Here is a 23,146-nt window from a genome sequence, read left to right as displayed (position 1 = left end):
CGCCTATGGTTCGCCAAATCCCATAGGCGCGAGAAACAATGACGATACCCAGCGAAGTGAACCGCTCTGGCCCTTACAATGGTAACGGCGTCACAACGGCATTTGAATATCAGTTCAAGATTTATGAACCCGAACATTTGCGGGTTATTCTTATCGATACCAATGGCAGCGAAACTGTTCTCAACCATCAGCACGATTTTACCGTCACCGGTGTGGCGGACGATTCCGGCGGCAATGCCGTATTGAATGTCGCACCAGCCAGTGGCCAGAAAATCGTGCTGCTGCGCGGCGTGCCGTTTACGCAGGATACCGATCTCGAAAATCAGGGCGCTTATTACGCCGAGACAGTCGAAGTGCGTATGGATCTGCTGACAATGCAGATCCAGCAACTCAAGGAGCAGACCGACCGCTCCATTCTGGCCGATTATGGCCAGTCCGGCTTAAAAATTGCCAATAATCTCGATGAAGGCGACACGCTGATGATGGTCGGCGGCCTGCTGGGCAAAGGGCCAAATTCCGGCATGATCGTCAATGCCGCTGGTTATGCGACGCAAGCCTATGAGGCGCGAGATGCCGCGCAAGGCCACGCACAGGATGCCGAAATCTCAGCTGTTGAGACGGCAAGTTCCGCAGCGACGGCAGCGCAATGGTCGGCACGCGCACAGGATTGGGCTGTCAAATTAGATGGGGTTGTGGATGGAACTGAGCACTCCGCCAAATATTGGGCCAACCAAGCCTATCTGAATGGCGGCGTGCCCATTGGCACCATCATCGATGTCTACGGCAACGGCACCACGACACCACCGGGCTATCTCAAGATTATTCCGGGCCTTGAAATTACCACAGCCTATCCCGAATTGCGGACATGGGCTTTGGCGAACGGTTGGTCCGTCAATGGCGCTGGCAACCCGGTCTTCCCTGCCACTGATGACGCACTGTTCAAACGCCAGTGGAGAGCTGGCCAAACATTGCGTGATGCCGGGCGTGCGTTTGGGACGGTACAAGCAGATGCGTTTCAGGGGCACTGGCATATCCTGGAGAATTTCAATAATGGAAGTGCTGGCGGCACAGCAGCAAACCCCGGCGGAAGTAGTACTCCGATTAATAACAAAGTCCAAAATCCTATCTCGGATGGCGTCAACGGAAATCCCAGAACCGCAGCAGAAACTAGACCAGCCAACATCACTGTCACATGGTTCATCAAGGCCTACAGCATTCCTGTCGATACAGCCACCCTTACTGCTACCCAACTGGTCAATGACGTGGCTGACGCACGGGGCCGCGTTACAACGCTTGAGAACAGCAAGGTGTGGGAGCAAATAGATGACACCGGCGATTTATCAAACGTCGCAGTCTACACCAGAACAGGCCTTGAGGCGTTTCGTCAGATTAGGATCAGCGGCACAATTCGCCCGAATGTCAACAACGCGGTTCCCTGTCTGATACTTAGCCCGGATAACGGCCTGACGTGGATCAACTCAAATTATTATATCTCGGCCAGCGGCATGATTGGCGTCAGCAGCGGATACGATGCAGGCACGTCGGGCGTTGGAGCACTGACTCCCAGCTATAGAAGCCTTTCCAATACCTATGATCTCAACTTCGAAGGCATGATTTTCGAGTTCAACAAGGCCAAGGGGCAATCAAAATATTACACGGGACAGGCTGTGGGAGTTGATAGCGGAAACGCCTATTTCAGCCTTCTGGTTGGCGGTGCCCATTCCACATCTGCGGCACTCAATGGGCTGCGCATTTACATGAGTTCCGGCAATTTTAGTGGACGTCTTATCATCGAAGGCAGGAGGGGCTGATATGGAACAGACATATAGTGACGGTATTTTTCGTGAAATGACGTCCGCTGAGTATGCGGAATTTAGCGCACTTCAAGAACGAGCTTTAAGAGCCCCAAAGCAATTTTTGCCGATTGAGCCTGTGCCGTTTTGGAGGGCAGCCTGGGATCTGTTGTCTCTGAAAAAAGCGGATATTTACGCCGCCATTGAAGACCAAGACGAACGTTACCTCGCGGAGCTCGATGTCGAGGGAAGAAAGTCTTACCGGCGAGATGATCCCATGGTGATGCGACTATCGCAGTTGTTAAACTTTCCTGCCGAGCAAATGGACACGCTTTGGGTTTACGTCCAGGATCATTACGAATAATCGGCGCGGCCAGCTAAAAAACGGTAGTATCGCATCTAATATCGCTTCGTGCCTGAAAGCTTTGCAAACGGAAACAGGCCAGTTCCAATGGGAAGACGCCGGTACTTCCAACTGCAGGTATTCAACACTGCTCCAGATAGCAGCGTCGCTCGGCCTGAATATGAAAACACACCTGGACGTCGTGTTGGAGAATCCAGTACGAAGTACTGGTGTATCCCTAACCAAAAATTGAGCAAGGCATTAAGTTGTGCCAAGCGGTCGTCAAGTCTCGCTTAATTTGCTAGCTGTACTGTCAGGAGATACCTTCTTCAGGAAGAATATTTCGCGCGCACTTTTCATTGGGAACTCTATGAACCTGTAGCTGAAGCAGGATATCACGACCAGCGCAGACCAAAACGACACGATCGATTGGAATTTCAGCGGATTAGCCTGCATTGTCGGACCTATCAATAGGCCATGCCAGCAATACAAAGAGAAACACATAGCTCCGGCTAACCTGAGAAACCACATTGATAACACGGCTTGTGTAAATCGCGCGCTACCGAGCGCTGCTACTACGATCAAAACAACTCCGGCCTGAAGGCCTAAGTTGAAAAATGCGGTAGCGAACTTTGGCATCTGGAGCTGAGAATCCCACAGAACAGCGGTTCCTAAGATTAGGCAGATTCCAGCAAAAGCATGCATGTCACCCCATTTGGGCAGTTTTCCTTTGACGAAAGCTATTGCGACTGCGATCCCAATCGCGAAATCATCCAGTCGTCCAAAAACAGAATCCTTAACAGGATTTACCTGCAAATTGGAGAAAGGAAAATAGGTTCCTGCGATCCGCACCACGAGAGAAAAAAGGCAGATAGCCAACAGTGCACGTACAACGTTGTGCCGGAACATATAAGCTAGGATGAAGGGGCAAAGTATACTGAACCATATTTCCACAGCGAGTGACCAGAACGGGCCGTTTATGAGTGGAAAGAAGTTGGTCTTAGAAAACATAGTCAGCGTGGTCAGCGTTAGTAAGAGCGACCTTGTTTGCAGCGCTCCAGCGTGCATCGAAAAGCCATAACTGACGAACGCTGCGAAGATGAAGAGTGGCAAAAGACGTTTTGCTCTTCGTCTGAGGAAGTTTCTAATATCCTCGCTGCTGGCCAATTTCGACCTACCTGAGGCAAAAGGTATAGCGAGAACAAACCCACTTAAAATGAAGAATATACCGACACCCATCCAAGCGTGGCCCAAAATCCATGGGTATCCTCCAGTGAAGAATGTATACACTTCGCGTGCCTTAATTGAGTAACCATGCTGATAGATCACCATCAGAATAGCGAGGCCTCTCAAGCCATCAATCACATCAATTCTTTGCGTCGGCATATGATCCCCCAGATCTACCCGGCGCGTATATCAATATTATCTTCGAACATCATCTGAAAATAGAGCCTTAAGCACAGATTCTCGCCGTTCGGATCGGCTCCATTCCGGACTTAACCAAATCGGGACATCGGCATTACAATCTGATGAAACGGCCCATCGAGCGACTTTCCCTTGCGCAACTGTCGACACTTCACCACACCCTGATAAATGATAATTTTTATACGAACGGTCGTTTTTCTATTGCTTTTAAATACGATCGTTCGTAAATCAAAACCCACAACAATCCGGAGAGCGCTGTGGGTCGCACCAGAAAAATCATGAAGGACGATATTCTCGATGCCGCTGAGCGTGTCGTCGTGAGGCTTGGCGCAGCCGGCCTGTCCATTGATGCGGTTGCGCAGGAAGCCGGCGTCAGCAAATCGACGGTGGTTTATGACCACAAGTCAAAAAGCGCACTGCTGGAAGCACTGATTGATCGCCGGATGAATATGGAGCTGGAACGGCAGTCTGCGGCCGTTGAGGCGGCGGCGGACACCCCTCACCCGGAATTGTACGGGCGCATCAACGCTGCATCACGGGTGGTCGATGACACGGAGCGTGCGGTTGCCCTTGCTGTCTGCGCGTCAGTCTCCTCAGAAGAAAAACTGCAGCGGCAGATGCGCGAGTGGACGCTGACCGACATCAAGGCGATGGCTAACGGACCGAAACCGCATGCGGCGCTAATGTCTTACCTCGCTTTGTGCGGCTTTTTTGTCACCGAGCTGTTTGGCTTTTACCAATGGAGCCCGGAAGACCAGATCAAGATCCTTGAAGGTGTGCGAACGATTTACACATCCTATCCCGATCAGACGTAATTTTGGGCCTTAAGGCCTGATCCCGATATTAAAGGAACCACTATGTACCGCAGCATATATTTGCCGCGCCTGAAGGCGTGCCTTATTGCCACTTCTCTTTTGGCCCTGACCGCAACCAGTACACTGGCACAGGAAGGCATGCCGCCGCCGGCCGTTGCTGTGCTTGAGCTGCAGGCGCACCCCATTCCCGTCATCAACGAGTTACCCGGCCGTGTGGCCGCAACCCGCGTTTCGGAAGTGCGGGCCCGTGTTTCGGGCATTTTGCAAGAACGTGTTTTTGAACAGGGAACCTTCGTCAAACAGGACGATGTTCTTTACCGTATCGACCCGAAACTGTTCCGCGTACGGGTCGCCAGTGCTGAAGCCTCGTTGCGCCGCGCCGAGGCAACCCGAGACAATGCCAAGGTTCAGCTGGCCCGCCAGACGACACTGCGTGAACGCAATGTCGCCAGCGGCATTGATTATGACACAGCATCCGTCAATCTGGCGCAGGCAGAAGCAGACGTCGCGCTGCAGCAGGCCGCACTGGAAGAAGCCAAGATCAATCTTGAATATACCGAAGTTCGCGCGCCAATCAGCGGTATCATCGGTGGTGCACTTGTTACCGAAGGTGCGTTGGTGACGGCGGATGGTACATCCAGCCTCGCCCTTATCCAGCAGATCGACCCAGTTTACGCCGACTTTACCCAGTCGGCACAGGACCTGCTGGCGCTACGCCGTGCCGTCAATGACGGGCGCCTTGAAAGCCCAGCACCGGGACAGGCCAGCGTCGAGCTCGTTTTTGATGGCGGCGATGTCTATGGCGAAAAGGGCAAGCTGCTGTTTTCCAGTGCCAATGTCGATTCCACGACGGGACAGGTCACGCTGCGTGCCGAATTCCCCAATCCGAATGGTGACCTTTTGCCGGGCATGTATGTGCGGGTGAAGGTTGAACAGGCCGTCAGACAGGACGCCATTACCGTGCCGCAGCGTGCGGTGGTGCGCGGCCAGGATGGCAAGGCGCAGGTTTATGTCGTCGAAGGTGATGATACCGCCAAGGTGCGCGTTGTCGAACTCGGTCAGGCGACCGGTCAGGAATGGGTGGTCGAGAGTGGCCTGAAGGCCGGTGAAAAGATCGTGGTTGATGGCGTGCAGAAGGTGCAGCCGGACAGCAAGGTGGTTCCTGAACCATGGGTCGCCAGCGAAAACCAAGCCGAGCAGCCGCAAGACGCGGCAACGTCAACACCAGCAACGCCGGCCCCGGCAACTTCTGGCCAGTAAGGTAACAAAATGGCACAGTTTTTTATCAGAAGGCCGATCCTTGCCTGGGTCTTTGCCCTGTTCATCTCGATTGCAGGTATCATTGCCCTGCCCTTTCTTCCCATTGCGCAGTACCCCAAGGTCGCGCCGCCACAGCTTACCATCTCCACGTCCTACCCCGGCGCATCTCCGCAGGAGATCTATCAGGGTGTGACGCGTCAGATCGAAGAGGAGCTGAACGGCGTTTCCGGCATGATGTATTTCGAGTCCACCTCGGATACGTCTGGTGCCGTCAGCATCACTGCAACCTTTGAGGCTGGCACTGACATCAACCAGGCCTCGGTGGATGTGCAGAACGCCATCCGGCGTGTGGAATCGCGCCTGCCTTCTGCCGTGACATCACAAGGTATCAACGTTGAAGAGGCCGCCTCCGGCTTCCTGATGATGGTTACCCTCACCTCCACCGATGGCAGCATGGACGAGGTGGCACTTGGTGACTACCTGAACCGTAACGTTCTGGGCGAACTGCGTCGTCTGGATGGCGTGGGCCGTGCCCAGCTGTTTGCTGCCCAGCGCGCCATGCGCGTGTGGATCGACCCGGACAAGATGGTTGGCCTTAATCTGACGGCGTCAGATATCAATGCCGCCATCTCGGCCCAGAATGCGCAGGTTGCTGCCGGCCAGATCGGTGCCGCCCCCAACCCGATTTCCCAGGACCTGACTGCAACCGTGCTGGTTCAGGGCCAGCTGTCCGATCCAAAGGCATTTGGCGAGATCATTCTGCGTGCCAATCCGGATGGCAGCACCGTGCTGTTGAAGGATGTGGCGCGTGTCGAACTCGGTGCGGAAAGCTATAACTTTACAAGCCGCCTGAACGGTCAGCCAACCGCTGCTGTCGGTGTCCAGCTGTCTTCAACTGGTAATGCCGTGTCAACCTCTGCTGCGGTTCAGGCCAAGATGGATGAGCTGTCGCAGTTCTTCCCCGCCGGCGTGGAATACGCCACACCTTACGACACCAGCCCATTCGTCTCCGCGTCGATCAACAAGGTGGTGTCGACGCTGATCGAGGCGGTTGTTCTCGTGTTCGTCGTGATGTTCGTGTTCCTGCAGAACTTCCGCTACACCATCATCCCGACACTGGTGGTGCCGGTTGCCCTGTTGGGTACGGTCGCGGTCATGTATGCGACAGGCTTTTCCATCAACGTGCTGACGATGTTTGCCATGGTTCTGGCCATCGGTATTCTGGTTGATGACGCCATCGTGGTTGTTGAAAACGTTGAACGTATCATGGCGGAAGAAGGGCTTTCGCCCAAGGCCGCCACACGCAAAGCCATGAAGCAGATTACCGGGGCGATCCTCGGCATTACGCTTGTCTTGTCCTGCGTGTTCATTCCCATGGCGTTTTTCCCGGGCTCCACGGGTATCATCTATCGTCAGTTCTCGCTGACCATGGTCGTGTCGATTGCCTTTTCGGCCTTCCTGGCGCTGTCGCTTACGCCTGCGCTCTGCGCTACCTTCCTCAAGCCCATCAAAAAGGGCCATCACGAAAAGAAGGGTCTGGCCGGCTGGTTCAACCGTAACTTCAACGGCCTGACCAACCGCTATGTCAACGTCACCAGCGGCATGGCAAAACGTGCCGGCCGGATGATGGTGATCTATCTCGCGCTGGTTGCCGGTCTCGGTTACCTGTTCATCAGCCTGCCATCGTCCTTCGTTCCGGCGGAAGACCAGGGCAACCTGATTGTCGATATTCAGGGCCCACCGGAAGCCAGTGCCAACCGCACAACCGCATCCATTGAGCAGATCGAAAAGATCTTCCGTGCAGAACCTGCGGTCAAAGACATTGTTGCCATTCAGGGCTTCAGCTTCTCCGGCAGTGGTGCCAATGCGGCCCTGATGTTCGTGACGCTGAAGGACTGGAGTGAACGTGGTGACGGCAATTCCGCACAGGAAATCGCCGACCGTGTGAACATGCAGTTGTTTGGTCTGAAGGATGCCACCAGCTTTGCGCTGTCGCCTCCAGCCATTGACGGTTTTGGCGCCACCGGCGGCTTCTCCTTCCGCCTTCAGGACCGTAACGGCGTTGGCCAGACTGCACTTGCCACTGCTGCTGGCGACCTGATGACCAAGGCCAGCCAGAGCCCGGTTCTCTCCGGCATGCGTGTGGAAGGTCTGCCAGATGCCGCACAGGTTCTGCTGGTTATCGACCGTGAAAAGGCCAACACCTTTGGTGTAACCTTCTCTGACATCAACAACACCATCACCGCCAATCTCGGCTCGTCCTATATCAACGACTTTCCGAATGCGGGCCGCATGCAGCGCGTTATCGTGCAGGCACAGGATCGTAACCGCCTTCAGGTCGAGGATCTGCTGAAGCTTAACGTGCGCAATGCCAGCGGCGGCATGGTGCCGCTGTCCTCCTTCGCCATTGCACAGTGGCAGAAGGGTTCGCCGCAGATCGTCGGTTACAACGGTTATCCGACCGTGCGTATTGCTGGCGAACCGGCACCGGGCAATTCCTCTGGTGTTGCGATGGCGGAAATGGAACGTCTTGCCAGCGAAATGCCAGATGGTATCGGCTTTGAATGGACAGGCCAGTCGCTTGAAGAAATCAAGTCCGGCTCGCAGGCACCGTTCCTGTTCGGCATCAGCCTGCTGTTCGTGTTCCTGCTCCTGGCAGGTCTCTATGAAAGCTGGTCGATCCCGCTATCGGTGATGCTGGTGGTGCCACTTGGGGTGATTGGTTCCGTGCTGGCGGTGATGGCGGCAGGCATGCCGAACGACATCTACTTCAAGGTCGGTCTAATCGCCATCATCGGTCTGTCAGCCAAGAACGCCATCCTGATCATCGAGTTTGCCAAGGATAACTACGCCGAAGGCAAACCATTGCTGGAATCGGCAATCGAGGCTGCCCGCCTCAGATTCCGCCCGATCATCATGACCTCGATGGCCTTCACACTCGGCGTTGTGCCGCTGGCCATCGCATCCGGTGCCAGTGCTGCAAGCCAGAACGCCATCGGTACTGCTGTTCTTGGTGGCATGATTTCTGCGACGATTCTGGCGGTGTTCTTTGTACCGGCCTTCTTCGTCTTCGTGCTGAAACTGCTGCGGACCAAACGTCCGGAAGCGGATGAGACGGAAACGGAACTGGCCGAACCGCAAGTCAAACAGCTGCAGTCGCACTAAACGCATACTGCCCGCCCTGTCCCCGAAACGGGCAGCTACGCCCAACCCCGATACCTCCTCGGGGTTGGGCACTTTTTTTGGTGCCATCGTCACAATGTCATCGCGCCATCAGTCGGACCGCTCCGTTCAAGGGACGGTTTTCCTGACGATAATTCAGGTGCAGCGGCAATTAATCGCTTCAACTCATACGCGAAAAACGCTAGCGTCCGATTCTGTCGATCGACCCACTTCATTCGGATGTGCCCCCCATGCCCACCTTGCCGTTTTTCCCCGTCACCTCTGCGCGCGGGTTTGGCTTTATCGCGTGCTCCGTGCATCCCGACACACCGTAACCGTCTCACGACATGCTCTTGGCCCATCAGGTGTGCGCCGCGCTGATTGAAGCGCGCCGTCGCCATCACGTCTTTCCCGGTTTCTCTGCACAAAGGTTATTTTAGATGTCTGCATATCTGGCAGGCCTTCCGGCTTTCCTCACCTATTTCGTTACCGGTCTTGCCTGCTACGGGCTGTTTATCTTCATCTACACGCTGCTGACACCGCACACGGAATCCCGGCTGATCCGCGAAGGCAATCTCGCGGCCATCGTGGCATTTCTGGGTGCGCTTCTCGGTTTCAGCCTGCCGCTGGCCTCGGCTGCTGCACATTCCGTCAGCCTGATCGATTATGCGCTCTGGGCATTGATCGGCATCATCGTTCAGGTCATTGCCTTTTACATCGCCAATTTCACGATGAAGGATCTGCACGGCAAGATCACCAATGGTGACATTGCCGCCGGTATCTGGGGTGGTGGCATTGCAGTTGTTATCGGCATTTTGAATGCCGCCTGCATGACGTATTGAGGTGCCATCATGGTCAGACGTCTGATGGGAGAACATCCCTTTCTTACGCTTGGTACGCTTGCCACCGGTGCGATTATGATGACGAGTTGCAGCAAAGATCAGACCATCATCGACTCTCTTGATCGCTGCCTGTCACAAACCCACAGTGAGGATGTGTGCAAGGTTGCAATAGAAGATGCGAAAAAGGACCATGTTGCGACTGCGCCGCGGTTCATCAATATGCCCGCATGTGAAATGGAATATGGTGCTCGCGCATGTGAAATGCTGCCGACAAACCCTGCCAACAATCCGTCCGGAAACGATGTTTTCAGCCCCAAACTGGTAGGCTTTTATTTGCCTTCCGGCATATATTCGCTGGCCACTTATCACGCATACCGCAAGCGTATGGAAGAAGAGCAACAAACGCCACCCGGCACCAGCACAAGTGGTGGTGGATATAGCAGTTTCGGCAGAACGATCTATCGCAACAAAAATGGTGAGAATGTTGTTCCGGACCTTGAAGCACGCGCCAAGGCCAAGCAGAGCGGACTGCGAGATGTGATCAGCATGGCGCCCTATGACTCCCGCGCCTTTAACCCTCGCACTGAAACCTCCAGCCGCAGCGGCTTTGGCAGCGGACACAGTGCCGGTAGCGGAAGCCATTTCAGGTTGGGAGGCTGAGCTATGCGCCGCATCTCTCTAGCATCCCGCCCGGACTGGCGTGAAAAAGCCGAAGCCGTTGGTTTCAGGTTTCACGAAATGTATGGCGAAGCCTATTGGGTGGATGATGCGGCCTATTGTTTTGAGCTGGAAGAGATAGAAGACGATGTCGAAGCCCCCAGCCAGGAACTGCACGACATGTGCATGGATCTGGTCGGCGATATCGTCAAAAACGAACAGGCGCTGGATCGGCTGGCCATTCCCCGTGAGTATCATGATGTGGTGCAAAATTCCTGGGAACGGCGCGACCGCCATCTCTACGGCCGTTTTGATCTGGCCTATGATGGAAACGGCCCGGCCAAGCTGCTGGAATATAATGCCGACACACCAACCTCGCTGTTTGAAACCGCCTATTTCCAGTATAACTGGCTGATCGACCAGATTGCCCTTGGCGCACTTTCGCCGGATACGGACCAGTTCAACTCCGTGCAGGAAAAGCTGGTCGATGCCTTTGGTCAGTTCTCAAAGGACCGGATTTTCCATTTTGCCGCCATATCCGACAGCACCGAAGATTACGGCACCACGGCCTATCTGATGGACTGCGCCATACAGGCCGGTCACAGGGCGCAGTTCCTTGATGTCAGGAAAATCGGCATTGATGCCGAAGGCCGTTATTCCGACCTGCAGAACCGCGTCATCGAGCGTTGCTTCAAACTGTACCCGTGGGAGTTTATGCTGCGCGAGACCTTTGCCGAGCAGCTTATCGACAACGGCCAGGTGTTCGTTGAACCGGCCTGGAAGGCCGTGTTGTCCAACAAGGGGTTGTTGCCACTGCTGTGGCAGCGTTATCCCGGCCATCCCAATCTTCTGCCAAGCTATTTTGCCGATGATGCGGACGCCGCCGGATTGTCCGACTATGTGGTGAAACCGCTTTTGTCGCGTGAAGGCGAAAATGTCAGCCTGTTTCGTGACGGGCGTGAGGTGCTGGCAGCCCCTGGCGATTACGGTGACGAGGGTTACATCGTGCAGGCCTATGCACCGCTGTTTGAAAGTGAGGCCGGACACGCGGTGCTGGGCAGCTGGATTGTCGGCGATCAGGCCTGCGGAATTGGCATTCGTGAAGACAAATCGCTGATAACAGCCAATCTTTCGCGGTTCGTACCGCACATCATAAGCGGATAACGCCACTTTTTAAACCGCTCTTGTCTTGCCTATGGTCCGACACGGCTTGGATTTTCGCGGGCAACCATCTCGGCCGTACCCTGTCGCCAAACGATCAACATGGCAGCGGTACAATGGATGAAGTCACCAGAGGCGAACTTGAAAAGCTTCATGGGCGGATCAACGACATGAGGGAGCGGATTGTGACGCTGGAGGCGCAGCAGCCACACATCAATGCCGCGCTTCTGCGCATTGAAGGCAGTGTCGGCAAACTGGCAGACCGCATTCGCAACGCATTGTGGGCCTTGCTGTTGCTCGTTCTCTCGCCGCTTGCGGTGTTGCTGATAAAAGCCTTTGCCTCCGGCGCGCTGTCTGCTCATCTCTAATTCCAATGAAAGTGGTGACCGGCTTGCGTTACCTATGACCGCTCCGGGTTCGCCACCACAACCATCCCTGCCCGATGCTGCCGCCATCTTCAATCGAGGTGGCAAACATGACATTCGTCTTCACCCGCATCTTCCTGCGCTATGTCGCAGCAATCCTTGTTACCAAGGGGCTGATTGCGCCTGACATGGGGCACATTCTGTCCAATGACCCGGACCTTGCGACCGGTTTACACTTGGCTGTCGGCATGGTGGCCGCCCTTGTTGCGGAAGGTTGGTATTATCTGGCGCACAGGTTTGGCTGGGCAAAATGACTTGGCTGCGCAATCTTCTGCCGGGCGGTATGGTGGAAAAGTTCACCAGCCCCCTTCTTGCCGCCTATCAGGCCAAACTGGCAGCGCAAACCGACAAGGACCGGCTGGCGGCCGAACAGACAATCAAAAGCATTGAGGCGGCGCGTGATATTGCCGTTGCAGAAGCGGCAGATCGTTGGAGCGCAACGCGCCTTGGTCGGTTGCTGATCGTGGTGCCGTTTGGCCTGTGGTGGGCGGCGATCTATTGTGTGCAGATCATCAATCCGTGGTTTGGGCTGTCACTTGTGGTGGTCGATGTGCCCAAACACATCAATGATATGGCGCTGGTACTAATCCCGGCAATTGTCATTGGCGATGCCGGTGCGCTGCTGGCGCGCCAACTGAAACGATAAAAGATCGGCAAATAGCTTGATGCGAATGTTGATATTATCACAACATGATGTTATTATATCAACATCAGGAAAACGATGGGATGGGGGCTGAATACTCCGGACTTTGCGAAACTCCTTCAGCCGGTGCCAGTCGTTTTCCTGACATTTCACATCCGCCCGGTCTACACGACCAACGATGCCTTCGCTGACGTTTCAGCAGCGAAAGCGGTGCTACGCTTATTCCAGACATGACAGACCAAGCTGATCTGTAACCTCCCCTTGGGTTATGTTCCCTTAGGGTATGAGCGCAATGACAGGTGTGGCGGTGGTCAAAATGGCGTCTTCGATCTTGCCGGCTGGTGAAACAAGGTCTGCTTCCCCTGTCTTTCGCGCACGCTCCACCCTGGCCAAAATCTGCTTGCCATCACGCAGCCCGCAGATGGACAGCGCGCCAATCGCGGCCGGATCAACCAGTTCCGACTGGCCAAACAGCACCACCGCATCATCCCAAATTGCCAGAGTGCCCGAGGATGCGCGGATCTGCGCGGCAATGATCTGCCGTGTGTAATGGCCACTGGCGGCCAGTTGCGCCTTTTCAATAACCGCCTGCGGCAGCGGCCGGGGTTCCGGTAGCATATGCAACGTACCATCCTCATCAATGGTGGCTGCCAGCAGAATTCTTGCTTGCAGGGCATCAGCCTCTGATGTGATGCCCGCGTGCTTGATCACCTCTGACACCGGCACGGAAAGAAAGATGGCAATCTGGACCGCCTCTTCCATCTTCATCTTGCGGCTGCCGGAGAATGTGCGCGAAACGGCAGACGGGTCAGAGTTAAGGTGCCGGGCAAGCGCACGCAGCGATTTACCGGTATCCTTCAACCTGTTGTGAAACCATTCGCCATCAATCTCGGCCATAAAATTCTCTCTTGGATGCGCAGCGTTGTGCATTTGTTGCAAAATTCACAACATTTTGCAAGAGCGCATGGAAAAGACGATCACTATTGCGGCGGTCTTCGGGTCTTGATCGCATGAGAGACTAGGCATTTTTGCGCGCTCAAAGCACCGTAATTTATCGATAATTCCAGTGATTCGGCCTGCCGATAATCACATGTTTCCAGCCGCTTGATTTTTTCTGTCTATCAGTGTTGTTATCTGTTGACGTTGCTATAATCACAACATAATGTTGATTACGACAACATCAACAATTAACCGGGATGATCACCATGCGCGGCAACCCTCAGCAAGACACGGATACGATGGCGAAATGCCAGTCGCCGCTGTCTATGCTGGAACAGGCAGAGATGATTGATCGTCTTGTCGGTCGTTGCGTGATGCGCGGTGGCGTGGTTGCTGACGAAACACTTCTCGTCATCACCGGCCAGACCGCAGAGAACCTCATCTCGCTCGCCAATCATCTCAGGCGCCTGTCGCATGTTCAGGGCCGCCCCGACGGGATGGTGAAATCGCGATGAGCAACATATCTTTCCCCTCGCCGCTTCGGCCAAAACGCCTTGAAGCAGATAACCGCGAGCGCCGCCATGGGCAGGTTCGCACCGGTTATCGCAGGCGTGGCAACACACTTCGCAAAGTCCCCAAACGGCAATTTGCCAGAAAACCGGCGGTGCCTGCCTGCTCAGCCAAATGCAGACAGGAAAACACCGTCAGTCAGGGTGCTTTATCATGAACATTTTCGTCAAAAAACCACGCCTCAGCAGCTACAGGAAAATTGAAAACCCGCTGGACCGTTTTCCAAGCTGGCAAACCTTCAACCAGATCGACAAGGAGCGCGCCCGCGCGCTGTTTGATTACCGCGATGGCAAGCTGTACTGGCGCAACATGGTCGGTCGCCGGCGTCCGGAAGCCGGTTCCGAGCTGATGCGCAAGACCACCGGCGGCGATCCCGTCTGGGTAATTTCTCTGGGCAGCCGCCAGGAAGTGCGCCGTTACATGCGCTGCTATCTGGTGTGGAACTGGCATTACGGCAAGACAGACCGCATCTTGCGGCCGCTGGATGGCGACCATCTGAATGACCGCATTGGCAATATCGGTTTTGCCGGGCCTTTGCCGCAGGAGGACATGCCGGAGCCTGCCCCGGCACCGCAACCGCTTGAAAGCAAATATGGCGTGAACTGCCCGTGCTGTGGCGCTGGTGTGCAGGTGATGACCGCAGATCTCGCAACACAGGTCTATGGCATTACCGAACAGCAGGCCCGTATCTTGCGTGCCATCTGGAGCGGCAAGGGAAAACCCGTACACATGGAGCGGGTGTTTTCCGAAATGTATGCCGACGATCCTGACGGTGGACCGACGCAGGAAAAAATGTACCTGGCTTTCAAGGTAGCCATGTCCCATCTGCGCACCAAGCTGGAAGGCTCCGGCATTTCGGTTGAAACGGTGGGTTACCGACAGGGGTACCGGCTTATTCTGGGTGACAGGGCCACATCATCGGACAGTCCGGCCTGAGTGGGATGAATGGCGCAACATCCTCCCTCATCTCTGTCCTCGGGCTTGACCCGAGGGATGACACAGAGATCCAGTCATCCCCAGTCTTGGGGATGAATAGACTCTTTTCGCCGCGCCGACGCGCGTCGGCTGGATGCCTGTGACAAGCACTAGGCATGAGGAGCGTTTGTTGGACCCTCAGCGCCAAACAACGCCCCAACCACTCACTCCACGTCATCCTCGCCCCTGAGGCGAGGATCTAATCATGTTGACCAGATATGTCGCGGTTGCGGTACGTGGTTAGATCCCAGGGACAAGCCCTGGGATGACGTAAGAGAGGAAGCCAGCGGCGCGAGTCTGCGCAGTGGAAGAAGTCTCCAATCGCTCAGGCCAAAGGCACTCCCTTTTCCCAGAAGTCACGCACCTTATGCCACCATGTCACTGTTTCAGGGTGCATCCATGGCAGAAAATCATCCGGTTTGGTCGTGTTGTGCAGATTTTCGTTCTGCAAATCTTCCAGCAAACCGACGATTGCTGCGTCCTTCACGTACTGGACGCCATGGGTATGCCAGTCTTTTACAACCTGAAAAACAGCGGTAAAACGCGATGTATCACCCGCTTCCAGACATCGGATCAAATGGCAGGCGAATTCCCCAGCAATCAAATAGCCACTCACCTCTTCGTCAGATTCCTGCTCGCGCCGGAGCCTTTCCCAAGTCTCCCGAAAGGTGGGATCAGCGAGTAACAGCGGCTCGAACATGTTTGAGCGGTGAATTATCCTGGAGTCCTCGTGATCGCTTTGAGACATAACTCTTTTTGTCAAAGCCTAAACCCTGCCGCAAGTCCCTATCCCCAAAACCCGCAAACCACTTTGACCGCAAATATTTCGCGGTCGGTGGCTTGCGTTACGTCGAATACGTTGCGATAATCGCAACATAATTCAACACGAGTCACAACAACATGTCATCTGATGTCGAACGGCTGCGCCGCGACGTGTCGCTGTCTTCTACCGTGGCGAGCTACGGTTACCGGCTGCAGCGCAACGGTCGCGAATACCAAACCTGCTGCCCGTTCCACGCAGAGAACACGGCATCATTTACGATTTATGCCGGACAGGACGGCGTTGAGCGGTTTCATTGCTTTGGTTGTGGTGAAAATGGTGACGTGCTGGATTTTGTGCAAAAATTGAAAGGCGTCAGCCTGCCTGAGGCGATGCGCCTGCTGGGCATCGGTGACAGCAGCCATCATCACATCGCACGCACTGAAACCCCATCCACGGATGCCTATGACGGCATTGTGCCGGTAACGCCCCCTGTTGAACCCTTGCTGCCCGGCCGCCGCGTGCGGCTCTATAATCCCAAACGCCGCGGCAAACGGGCGGAATGGGGCGCATTTGCCCCTTCAATGGTGTTTCCCTATCACCGCCGCGATGGTTCGCTGATGGGCTATGTGCTGCGGCACGACCTTCCCGGTGGCACCAAGGAAACGCCGATGGTGATGTTTGTGCGGCTGAAAGACGGCACCCAGACATGGTGCCGTTTTCCCTTCCCCAAACCACGACCACTCTATGGCCTGCATGAATTGCCTGACGGCGGCAGGGTGATTGTCGTGGAGGGCGAAAAATGCCGCGACAGCCTGCGCAAGGCGACCGGACACAGCGTTGTGTCATGGGCGGGCGGCACACAAGGCGCCAAACACGCCGACTGGTCACCACTGGCCGGTCGCGACATTATCATCTGGCCTGATTTCGATGAACCGGGCCTGTCGACAGCAAGCGATATTGCGCAGCGCCTGACGGCACTCGCCGCCAGGGTCCAGCTGGTCGGGTTTACCGAGACAGACAAGGCCCCACAGGCAGAGGTTTTCTCCTATACGGATTGGCAGGCCGGAAACCTGCCCAGCCGTGGCTGGGACTGTGCCGATGCGGTGGATGCCGGCTGGACAAAGGCAAGGCTGCAAACATTCATGCGCCAGACCATGCGCCCCTATCTGCCACCTGCCCCTCCAGACAGCAGACCTGCCGCGACAGAAGTCACACCATCAGCCCCCGGTAAATCCTCAGTCGGCAAATCGGCCATCACAACACGGGGCAAACCGCGCGGCGCTGACGGTATTGAGGACATGCCGGAGCATTTCCCGCCGCAAAGCTATGGGTCCGAGGTCTGGCTGGCGCGTGAGTTTCAGCAGGCGTTGAAACAGGCCTGTGGCGGCGACATCGTGCGGGCGGAGGGGAAATTCTGGGCCTTTGGTCCGTCGGCATGGCGACCGATACCGGACCAGAAAATTCGCCTTGCGGTGCATGCGCTTGACGCGGTTGCCATTGGTGCCAAGGCAACACCGCTGAAGCTTGGCAAACGGATGATTGACGGCATTCTCAACGAGCTCGGCACCCGGGTTTGCGATGATGATTTTTTCAAGAACCCCGTGGTCGGCATGAATGCCAAAAACTGCACGATTACCATTGATGACAGTGGCAAGGTGACCTGCCGCGACCATGATCCGTTGGACCGGTTTCGGTTCACCATCGATGCCGAATATCATCTGCACACCGACAGCAAACCGCCTGATGGATCGTTGCTGCACCGGCTGCTGAGCGGTGCCTTCAAGGGTGATGTCGATGCCGATGCCAAAATCCATCTGATTTCCGAAATGCTGGGGGCGGCTGCCTTCGGCCTTGCCACACGCGTCAAACAGCCGAAGGCCTTCATTCTGCTGGGCGAAACCGCGAGCAACGGCAAATCCACCATCGCCGCACTGTTTCGCGCGCTTCTGCCCGAAGGTGCGGTGTCGTCGATTTCACCGGCGTTTTTCAACGATGAAAAACGCATCATCAATCTGGCTGGCAAGGCTGCCAATGTCGCTGACGAGTTGAGTGCTGCGGCCATTGCCGGTGAGGAATTCAAGGCGGCGGTCACCGGCAACCCGATTGAAGGCCGCAGCCTCTATAAAAACGTCGTCAGCTTTTCGCCACGCGCCCTGCACTGTTTTACCACCAACACCCTGCCCCGTTTTAATGGCGGCATTGATCGCGGCCTGCGCCGCCGTCTGGTGGTCATGCAATTTAACCGCACCATACCCGAGAGCGAGGTCATTACCGATATTGCCGAGCGCATTCAGGCGGAAGAGCTGGATCTGCTGTTGGGTTTTGCTGTGGCTGGTGCCATCCGGCTGAAAAAGAATGGCGGTTATTCCATTCCCGAAAGCTCAAAAGACGCGCTGAATTCCTGGCTGCTGCTAGATCCGCTCAATGAATGGTTCGATATCCGCGTTGTTCCAGCACCGTTTGAGCCGCAAGGCGGCTGGCTGCGCACCAGCCGGCTGTTTGAGGATTTCAAGACCTGGGCGGTCGATCAGGGTTACAAGGAAAGCTTCCTGCCACCGGTCAACACCTTCTCGCAGCGGCTGAAATCCATGCCCAATATCCAGCTGAAACGCCTGAGCACCGGCATGGTCGCACAGGGCGTGACGATTCAGGGCGGCACGCAATATGGGCAGGTGGTTTAAGCCGCCGCAACATTGTCGCCATGCCACAGTCACAACCGTTATCTGGAAAAATGTCGCGTTTTCATCAACAAGGAAAATCGCGATATGGCAAAAGACAATTATGGCGCATGCCTTGATTTTACGTTGCAGGCCGAAGGCGGTCTGTCGAAAGACCGTAAAGACCCCGGCAACTGGACAGGCGGCAAAGTGGGCGTTGGCACCTTCAAGGGCACCAAATATGGCATTTCTGCCGCGTCGTTCCCGCATCTCGATATTGCCAACCTTACCCTTTCCGATGTGAAGCCACTCTACAAGACACGCTACTGGGATGCGGTGGGCGGTGACAGCCTTCCGGCTGGTTTTGATCTGGCGGTCTGGGATTACGGCGTCAATTCCGGCCCCGCGCGGGCGCTGCGGGAAGCACAGGCCATTGTCGGTGCGAAGGTGGACGGCAAGATTGGGCCCGAAACCATTGCCAAGTCCGCGACCGCCGGCGTCAAACACATCCAGTCGCTGTGCGCGCGGCGTCTCAGCTTCATGCGTTCCTTAAAAATCTGGAGCATCAATAAAAACGGCTGGTCGGCCCGTGTTGCCAAGGTTGAGGCAAAAGGCGTTGCCATGTACCTGGCTGCGACCGGTACAAGCGCTGCGGCGCGCCAGACATTGGCCGCTGAAGGCCAGAAGGCCAGCGACAAGGCCGCAACACAGGCCAACCAAGGCGCGCTGTTGGGCACCGGTGGCACGGTTGGTGTTTCGGCCGGTGTGCCATCCTGGACCGGCTTCAGCCTGGCCATGGTTGGCGTTCTCCTCGCGACCCTGGTCATCTTTGCCATTTACCGCAAAAACCGTCAGCGGGCAGAAGCCTACCGGACAGAGGCTGCCGCCTTGAAGGACCGTCCGCTTGAGACTGTTTCGCTGTAACGCAACTGCCAAGCCTGGTGCTTGCTTAGATGTTGTGCGGCTTTTCAACCCGTTATGCGGAAAGCACACGGGTTGCAGAAGGTCGAAATGTCCGTGCGCGCGATGATATTGGACGTGCGAGAACGAATAAAGCCGCTTCGGTTTCCCAAAGCGGCCCTGTTCGTGATCAAAAATATATTCAGTGTAAACGAGTCAGTGCTTAATATAAATGGACACTTCCCGTGGCCACTGTGGCCAATTTCAGTCGTCCCCTGAAACAAGGCCATTGAAGCGAACTATTGGCCAATCGTCAAGTTATTTCCCTTCGCATCTGCGGAATTTTTTAGAGAAATTTCATTTTTGCAGCAAAAATGGGGAATAAAATTCTTTAAATTCAGCACCTTATAGAACAGCAAAAAAGTTATGCAGCCAAAATCGCTGCACACATAATGATCACACAATGTTCACATTGACGCCGCAAATCATTGGGAACCGAGGTAATTACGGTTAAAATACAGTAGAGGATCACCCTTTGTGCCGAAGTGAATGGCCTCAACCTGTCCCAAAAGAATCAGGTGCGTCGACATGGGTTTTACATCGACAAGATTACAATCAAACGACACCAGCGCGTCTTCCAGCACCGGTGCGCCGGTGGCCAGCGTCATCCATTTCGCCTTTGCGAAACGCTCATCATTTTGCAACCCTCCGAAACCGGCAAAGGCATCGGACAATGCGCGGTGGCGCAGGCCGAGGCTGTTGAGAACAAACTTGCCGCTTTGCGCAAAAATCGCATTTTTTTCATTGCCGGAATTCAGGCAGGCCAGCACGGTGGGCGGATTGTCGGATACCGAACACGCCGCCGTAATCGTCACGCCGCGCCGCACGCCGCCGTGCTCGGTCGTGATCAACTGGACGTGCCCGGCATATTGCGCCATGGCATCGCGGTAAATATGCGCATCAACGGCATTATATACAGTCAAAAGAAACTCCGTGCGTTAAATCCGTCCCCTCGCCCGCAAGGCACACGGACAACCGCGATTATGTAGCCGAACAGTTACATTTTTGAAAATCCCGAACAATTTCCGCCTAAACATTGTTCGCAGCAATATTTTTCCCTTTTTCCGTGCGGCTGACATGTTAAACAACAGCCAATTAATATGGATAAACCGCTTTCAATGCTGACAAGCCGCATTTTATTTCTGGTCGCATCTGTTGCGTTTGCGCATGGCGCAAGTGCCGCGACACTTGGCGTTGTCGCACCACAGGACGGTCCTTATAAAATTCTCGGCGACCAGATCCGCCAGGGTGCCAAGGCCGCAGCTGCGCAGGCGGGGCTCGATGTGGTTGAGATCAATGAGGATTGCACCGACAGTGGCGGCGGTGCGATTGCCGACGGGCTTGTTGCCGCCAAGGTCAGCATTGCCATCGGCTTTCTGTGTTCGGAAACTCTTGCCAGCAGCCTGCCGGCGCTGAAGGAAACCGGCACGCCGGTGATTACGCTTTCCAGCCGCTCGACCATTCTGCTTGAAGATGCCGCCAAAAACAGCTGGCCGGTGTTCCGTCTTGCGCCATCAGACACTGCCGAATCCGATCGGCTGGCCGAGGTTATCCTGCGTGATTGGCAGGGGTCACTGTTTGCTCTGGTCGATGATGGCACCATTCATGGCCGCGAACTGGTGGACCGTATTCGTGCCAAGCTGGAAGAAGCAGGCCTGCAACCAACCCGCATGGAAACGCTGCGCCCGGCGCAGGAACAGCAGGTGGCGCTGGTACGGCGTCTGTCGCGTGCTGGCATCGGCAATGTGTTTATGGCAACCGACCGAAATGATGTCTCGACGGTTGCGCGCGATGCCGCCTCTGAAAACATTGCCCTGACCATTTTGGGTGGCGATACGCTCAATGCCGCCAATGCGCCGCTTGCGCTGACCGCTGGTACCTTTGCCGTGACGCTGCCTGATTATGCGTCAATACCTGCCGCCGCAGCCGCGCTTGACATATTGACGGCAGCGGGCGTGACAATTCCTGAAGGTTATACCCTGCCCGCCTTTGCTGCGGTGCAGATTGCCGCCAACGGCATTGGTCTGGCAGACCAGCAGAAAAAGCCGGTTCTCGACATATTAAAAGACTCAACCTTCACCACCGCCATTGGCGACGTTGCCTTTAACGACGCACATGAATTGAAGAACAATCCTTACAGCCTGCAACAGTGGAATGGTCAGGCCTTTGTGCCTGCCGCACGCGCAGTGCGCTGAGCCTCCACCGCATCGGCAAGCCATCCTCCGCATCAGACGTTGATCTCGGTTGTTCCGCGGCAATGACAATGATATTGCAGCGCATGTGCTCAAACCTCTGAGTGCAAACCCTTTGCCATCGCGTTCATGCACTCTGTACGGAGCCTTCCATGTCCCTTCCCGTCCGCCTCGCCCCTTCCATTCTTGCAGCCAATTTCGCCAAGCTGGGACAGGAGGTCAGTGATGTCGTTGAAGCCGGTGCGGACTGGATCCACCTGGATGTGATGGACGGCCATTTTGTGCCGAATATTTCCTTTGGCCCCGATGTCATCAAGGCGCTTCGTCCGCATACCAATGCGTTTTTTGATTGCCACCTGATGATTGCCCCTGCCGATCCTTATCTGGAAGCCTTTGCCAAGGCCGGTTGTGACGGCATTACCGTGCATGCGGAAGCTGGCGCACATTTGCACCGTTCGCTGCAGACCATCCGTTCGCTCGGCAAAAAGGTCGGTGTTACGCTGAACCCGGCAACCCCTCTTTCCGTGCTGGAAAACGTCATCGATGATGTCGACCTGATCCTGATCATGAGCGTCAACCCCGGTTTCGGTGGCCAGAAGTTCATTCCCGCCATGCTGGACAAGATCAAGGCTGCCAAGGCGATGATTGGCGCACGTCCGATCGAGCTGGAAGTGGATGGCGGCATTACCGTGGAAACGGCACCGGCTGCCATTGCCGCAGGCGCCAACGTGCTGGTTGCCGGCTCCGCCATTTACAAGGGCGACGGCGTTGAAGATTACCGCAAGACTGTCACCGCCATTCGCCAGGCCGCAGAAAGCGGTCGTGCGTGAAGAAGGCCGGCTTCTTTCTCTCCCTGATGACATCAGGTGTCGCATTTTTTGCGGCCCCGGCCCATGCCGGTGATATCGCCGCCTTCCAGACCATCGGCTTTTCCAAAGACGGCGGCATCTACGCGTTTGAGGAATATGGCGTGCAGGACGGGTCCGGTTTTGCCTATTCCAATATCTATGTCATCGATACCGTCAAAGACACCTATCTCGAGGGAACGCCCATACGGGTGCTGGTGAAGGATGAGGCGGTTGGTGTGGGTGCAGCACGCGCACAAGCGCTGGAAAAAGCAGCCCCGCTGATTGAACAGCACAGGCTGGCTGACAATCCCGGTCTGCTCGCCGCCTTCAACCCGGTCAGCGATGCCAGCGGCAACCCCTACCAGATCAGCTATTACGCTTACGCCGCAGCACCACCCTTTGGCTCACCCTACAGGCTGGGGCTGGAAGAGGTTATCCAGCCAGCAGGCGAAAAATGCAGTTCCTGGACCGAGCGCAGTTCCACCTTCAAGCTGAAAATGCTTCTGCAGGACGGCAAGAACAGTGATAGAATTGTCTATGATGAGCAGCGCGCGCCGGAAAGCCGCGGCTGCGTGACCGGCTACCGACTAGGTGGCGTGGTCACGCATCAGGGTTTTGGCTCCAACCTGCACATGGCACTGGTAACGGTGCTGCAACATGGCTTTGAAGGGCAGAATGGACGCTGGATCGCCGTACCCGTCAGACCATGAGCGGTG

The 23,146-nt window shown here is 55.6% G+C and carries 23 protein-coding genes; 19 read left to right on the top strand and 4 right to left on the bottom strand.

Annotation, left to right across the window (positions count from 1 at the left end; translation table 11 throughout):
* The first annotated feature begins 38 nt into the window (after positions 1-38).
* Together ACZ5FM_RS06665 and ACZ5FM_RS06660 are read left to right on the top strand one after the other, a co-directional pair.
* Positions 39-1,811: a hypothetical protein gene (locus tag ACZ5FM_RS06665; RefSeq protein WP_464040078.1), complete on the top strand. Its 1,773-nt coding sequence runs from the start codon at positions 39-41 to the stop codon at positions 1,809-1,811.
* A 1-nt stretch (position 1,812) separates the two neighbouring features.
* On the top strand, positions 1,813-2,157 hold the full coding sequence (locus ACZ5FM_RS06660) for a hypothetical protein (RefSeq protein ID WP_259146502.1): 345 nt from the start codon (positions 1,813-1,815) through the stop codon (positions 2,155-2,157).
* A 261-nt stretch (positions 2,158-2,418) separates the two neighbouring features.
* Here ACZ5FM_RS06660 and ACZ5FM_RS06655 read toward each other — a convergent pair whose 3' ends face one another.
* Positions 2,419-3,522, bottom strand: a complete 1,104-nt coding sequence (locus ACZ5FM_RS06655; RefSeq protein ID WP_464040077.1) for an acyltransferase family protein — start codon at positions 3,520-3,522, stop codon at positions 2,419-2,421.
* Positions 3,523-3,818: 296 nt separating this feature from the next.
* Between ACZ5FM_RS06655 and ACZ5FM_RS06650 the strand changes: the two genes are divergently transcribed.
* The 9 genes from ACZ5FM_RS06650 (at position 3,819) to ACZ5FM_RS06610 (ending at position 12,529) form a co-directional block, all read left to right on the top strand.
* On the top strand, positions 3,819-4,376 hold the full coding sequence (locus ACZ5FM_RS06650) for a TetR/AcrR family transcriptional regulator (protein WP_312944094.1): 558 nt from the start codon (positions 3,819-3,821) through the stop codon (positions 4,374-4,376).
* Between the two features lie 42 nt (positions 4,377-4,418).
* Complete coding sequence (locus tag ACZ5FM_RS06645; RefSeq protein ID WP_464040076.1) at positions 4,419-5,636, top strand: efflux RND transporter periplasmic adaptor subunit; 1,218 nt, start codon at positions 4,419-4,421, stop codon at positions 5,634-5,636.
* A 9-nt stretch (positions 5,637-5,645) separates the two neighbouring features.
* Positions 5,646-8,801, top strand: coding sequence for a multidrug efflux RND transporter permease subunit (locus ACZ5FM_RS06640; protein ID WP_464040075.1), 3,156 nt, complete (start codon positions 5,646-5,648; stop codon positions 8,799-8,801).
* A 437-nt stretch (positions 8,802-9,238) separates the two neighbouring features.
* Positions 9,239-9,640 carry a DUF350 domain-containing protein gene (locus tag ACZ5FM_RS06635; RefSeq protein WP_250982574.1) on the top strand — a complete coding sequence of 134 codons (402 nt, stop codon included), beginning with the start codon at positions 9,239-9,241 and terminating at the stop codon, positions 9,638-9,640.
* A 9-nt stretch (positions 9,641-9,649) separates the two neighbouring features.
* A complete protein-coding gene (locus ACZ5FM_RS06630) occupies positions 9,650-10,300 on the top strand; it encodes a DUF1190 domain-containing protein (protein ID WP_464040074.1) in 651 nt (216 codons plus the stop codon).
* A gap of 3 nt (positions 10,301-10,303) precedes the next feature.
* Entirely contained in the window at positions 10,304-11,461 is a 1,158-nt protein-coding gene (locus tag ACZ5FM_RS06625; protein WP_464040073.1) for a glutathionylspermidine synthase family protein, read from the top strand.
* Positions 11,462-11,574: 113 nt separating this feature from the next.
* Positions 11,575-11,826, top strand: coding sequence for a hypothetical protein (locus tag ACZ5FM_RS06620; RefSeq protein WP_192491266.1), 252 nt, complete (start codon positions 11,575-11,577; stop codon positions 11,824-11,826).
* A 107-nt stretch (positions 11,827-11,933) separates the two neighbouring features.
* A complete protein-coding gene (locus tag ACZ5FM_RS06615) occupies positions 11,934-12,137 on the top strand; it encodes a hypothetical protein (RefSeq protein WP_192491265.1) in 204 nt (67 codons plus the stop codon).
* Positions 12,134-12,529, top strand: a complete 396-nt coding sequence (locus ACZ5FM_RS06610; protein WP_464040072.1) for a hypothetical protein — start codon at positions 12,134-12,136, stop codon at positions 12,527-12,529. The genes ACZ5FM_RS06615 and ACZ5FM_RS06610 overlap by 4 nt, the downstream gene beginning before the upstream one ends.
* 273 nt (positions 12,530-12,802) lie before the next feature.
* Here ACZ5FM_RS06610 and ACZ5FM_RS06605 read toward each other — a convergent pair whose 3' ends face one another.
* Positions 12,803-13,423 carry a helix-turn-helix domain-containing protein gene (locus ACZ5FM_RS06605; protein WP_192491263.1) on the bottom strand — a complete coding sequence of 207 codons (621 nt, stop codon included), beginning with the start codon at positions 13,421-13,423 and terminating at the stop codon, positions 12,803-12,805.
* Between the two features lie 308 nt (positions 13,424-13,731).
* Between ACZ5FM_RS06605 and ACZ5FM_RS06600 the strand changes: the two genes are divergently transcribed.
* Genes ACZ5FM_RS06600 through ACZ5FM_RS06590 form a run of 3 tightly spaced genes read left to right on the top strand, consistent with a single transcriptional unit; the run spans position 13,732 to position 14,971 of the window.
* Complete coding sequence (locus ACZ5FM_RS06600; protein ID WP_464040071.1) at positions 13,732-13,980, top strand: hypothetical protein; 249 nt, start codon at positions 13,732-13,734, stop codon at positions 13,978-13,980.
* Positions 13,977-14,192: a hypothetical protein gene (locus ACZ5FM_RS06595; RefSeq protein ID WP_464040070.1), complete on the top strand. Its 216-nt coding sequence runs from the start codon at positions 13,977-13,979 to the stop codon at positions 14,190-14,192. Before ACZ5FM_RS06600 ends, ACZ5FM_RS06595 begins: the two co-directional genes overlap by 4 nt.
* Complete coding sequence (locus ACZ5FM_RS06590) at positions 14,189-14,971, top strand: helix-turn-helix domain-containing protein (protein WP_464040069.1); 783 nt, start codon at positions 14,189-14,191, stop codon at positions 14,969-14,971. Before ACZ5FM_RS06595 ends, ACZ5FM_RS06590 begins: the two co-directional genes overlap by 4 nt.
* A gap of 364 nt (positions 14,972-15,335) precedes the next feature.
* Here the strand turns inward: ACZ5FM_RS06590 and ACZ5FM_RS06585 are convergent, their stop codons facing one another.
* On the bottom strand, positions 15,336-15,758 hold the full coding sequence (locus ACZ5FM_RS06585; RefSeq protein ID WP_275641064.1) for a DUF7674 family protein: 423 nt from the start codon (positions 15,756-15,758) through the stop codon (positions 15,336-15,338).
* 152 nt (positions 15,759-15,910) lie between these two features.
* On the opposite strand from ACZ5FM_RS06585, the gene ACZ5FM_RS06580 reads away from it, so the two are divergent.
* The gene (locus ACZ5FM_RS06580) at positions 15,911-18,454 is read left to right on the top strand and encodes a CHC2 zinc finger domain-containing protein (protein ID WP_464040068.1); all 2,544 of its coding nucleotides are present in this window, start codon (positions 15,911-15,913) and stop codon (positions 18,452-18,454) included.
* Between the two features lie 84 nt (positions 18,455-18,538).
* The gene (locus ACZ5FM_RS06575; protein ID WP_464040067.1) at positions 18,539-19,354 is read left to right on the top strand and encodes a glycosyl hydrolase 108 family protein; all 816 of its coding nucleotides are present in this window, start codon (positions 18,539-18,541) and stop codon (positions 19,352-19,354) included.
* Positions 19,355-19,815: 461 nt separating this feature from the next.
* On the opposite strand, the gene ACZ5FM_RS06570 is transcribed toward ACZ5FM_RS06575, so the two are convergent.
* Complete coding sequence (locus ACZ5FM_RS06570; RefSeq protein ID WP_192491410.1) at positions 19,816-20,268, bottom strand: flavin reductase family protein; 453 nt, start codon at positions 20,266-20,268, stop codon at positions 19,816-19,818.
* A gap of 222 nt (positions 20,269-20,490) precedes the next feature.
* Here ACZ5FM_RS06570 and ACZ5FM_RS06565 point away from each other — a divergent pair, with 222 nt between their 5' ends.
* From ACZ5FM_RS06565 to ACZ5FM_RS06555, 3 genes are all read left to right on the top strand, one after another.
* Positions 20,491-21,585, top strand: coding sequence for an ABC transporter substrate-binding protein (locus tag ACZ5FM_RS06565; RefSeq protein WP_464040066.1), 1,095 nt, complete (start codon positions 20,491-20,493; stop codon positions 21,583-21,585).
* 149 nt (positions 21,586-21,734) lie between these two features.
* On the top strand, positions 21,735-22,412 hold the full coding sequence (rpe, locus tag ACZ5FM_RS06560) for a ribulose-phosphate 3-epimerase (RefSeq protein WP_192491257.1): 678 nt from the start codon (positions 21,735-21,737) through the stop codon (positions 22,410-22,412).
* A complete protein-coding gene (locus ACZ5FM_RS06555) occupies positions 22,409-23,140 on the top strand; it encodes a DUF2259 domain-containing protein (protein WP_464040065.1) in 732 nt (243 codons plus the stop codon). The genes rpe and ACZ5FM_RS06555 overlap by 4 nt, the downstream gene beginning before the upstream one ends.
* The last annotated feature ends 6 nt before the right edge of the window (positions 23,141-23,146 follow it).

It is taken from the genome of Agrobacterium sp. 5Ca50 (assembly GCF_055381905.1).
The sequence above is the reverse complement of the archived record's forward strand: the minus strand, read 5'-3'. Positions and strand labels throughout refer to the sequence as shown.

Excerpts from the sequence above, each read along its gene's own strand:
- ACZ5FM_RS06660 (WP_259146502.1), top strand. The coding sequence starts at position 1,813 with ATGGAACAGACATATAGTGACGGTATTTTTCGTGAAATGACGTCCGCT.
- rpe (WP_192491257.1), top strand. The coding sequence starts at position 21,735 with ATGTCCCTTCCCGTCCGCCTCGCCCCTTCCATTCTTGCAGCCAATTTC.
- ACZ5FM_RS06655 (WP_464040077.1), bottom strand. The coding sequence starts at position 3,522 with ATGCCGACGCAAAGAATTGATGTGATTGATGGCTTGAGAGGCCTCGCT.
- ACZ5FM_RS06630 (WP_464040074.1), top strand. The coding sequence starts at position 9,650 with ATGGTCAGACGTCTGATGGGAGAACATCCCTTTCTTACGCTTGGTACG.
- ACZ5FM_RS06600 (WP_464040071.1), top strand. The coding sequence starts at position 13,732 with ATGCGCGGCAACCCTCAGCAAGACACGGATACGATGGCGAAATGCCAG.
- ACZ5FM_RS06575 (WP_464040067.1), top strand. The coding sequence starts at position 18,539 with ATGGCAAAAGACAATTATGGCGCATGCCTTGATTTTACGTTGCAGGCC.
- ACZ5FM_RS06640 (WP_464040075.1), top strand. The coding sequence starts at position 5,646 with ATGGCACAGTTTTTTATCAGAAGGCCGATCCTTGCCTGGGTCTTTGCC.
- ACZ5FM_RS06580 (WP_464040068.1), top strand. The coding sequence starts at position 15,911 with ATGTCATCTGATGTCGAACGGCTGCGCCGCGACGTGTCGCTGTCTTCT.
- ACZ5FM_RS06635 (WP_250982574.1), top strand. The coding sequence starts at position 9,239 with ATGTCTGCATATCTGGCAGGCCTTCCGGCTTTCCTCACCTATTTCGTT.
- ACZ5FM_RS06590 (WP_464040069.1), top strand. The coding sequence starts at position 14,189 with ATGAACATTTTCGTCAAAAAACCACGCCTCAGCAGCTACAGGAAAATT.
- ACZ5FM_RS06625 (WP_464040073.1), top strand. The coding sequence starts at position 10,304 with ATGCGCCGCATCTCTCTAGCATCCCGCCCGGACTGGCGTGAAAAAGCC.
- ACZ5FM_RS06610 (WP_464040072.1), top strand. The coding sequence starts at position 12,134 with ATGACTTGGCTGCGCAATCTTCTGCCGGGCGGTATGGTGGAAAAGTTC.
- ACZ5FM_RS06645 (WP_464040076.1), top strand. The coding sequence starts at position 4,419 with ATGTACCGCAGCATATATTTGCCGCGCCTGAAGGCGTGCCTTATTGCC.
- ACZ5FM_RS06595 (WP_464040070.1), top strand. The coding sequence starts at position 13,977 with ATGAGCAACATATCTTTCCCCTCGCCGCTTCGGCCAAAACGCCTTGAA.
- ACZ5FM_RS06570 (WP_192491410.1), bottom strand. The coding sequence starts at position 20,268 with ATGGCGCAATATGCCGGGCACGTCCAGTTGATCACGACCGAGCACGGC.
- ACZ5FM_RS06565 (WP_464040066.1), top strand. The coding sequence starts at position 20,491 with ATGGATAAACCGCTTTCAATGCTGACAAGCCGCATTTTATTTCTGGTC.
- ACZ5FM_RS06620 (WP_192491266.1), top strand. The coding sequence starts at position 11,575 with ATGGATGAAGTCACCAGAGGCGAACTTGAAAAGCTTCATGGGCGGATC.
- ACZ5FM_RS06585 (WP_275641064.1), bottom strand. The coding sequence starts at position 15,758 with ATGTCTCAAAGCGATCACGAGGACTCCAGGATAATTCACCGCTCAAAC.
- ACZ5FM_RS06615 (WP_192491265.1), top strand. The coding sequence starts at position 11,934 with ATGACATTCGTCTTCACCCGCATCTTCCTGCGCTATGTCGCAGCAATC.
- ACZ5FM_RS06665 (WP_464040078.1), top strand. The coding sequence starts at position 39 with ATGACGATACCCAGCGAAGTGAACCGCTCTGGCCCTTACAATGGTAAC.
- ACZ5FM_RS06605 (WP_192491263.1), bottom strand. The coding sequence starts at position 13,423 with ATGGCCGAGATTGATGGCGAATGGTTTCACAACAGGTTGAAGGATACC.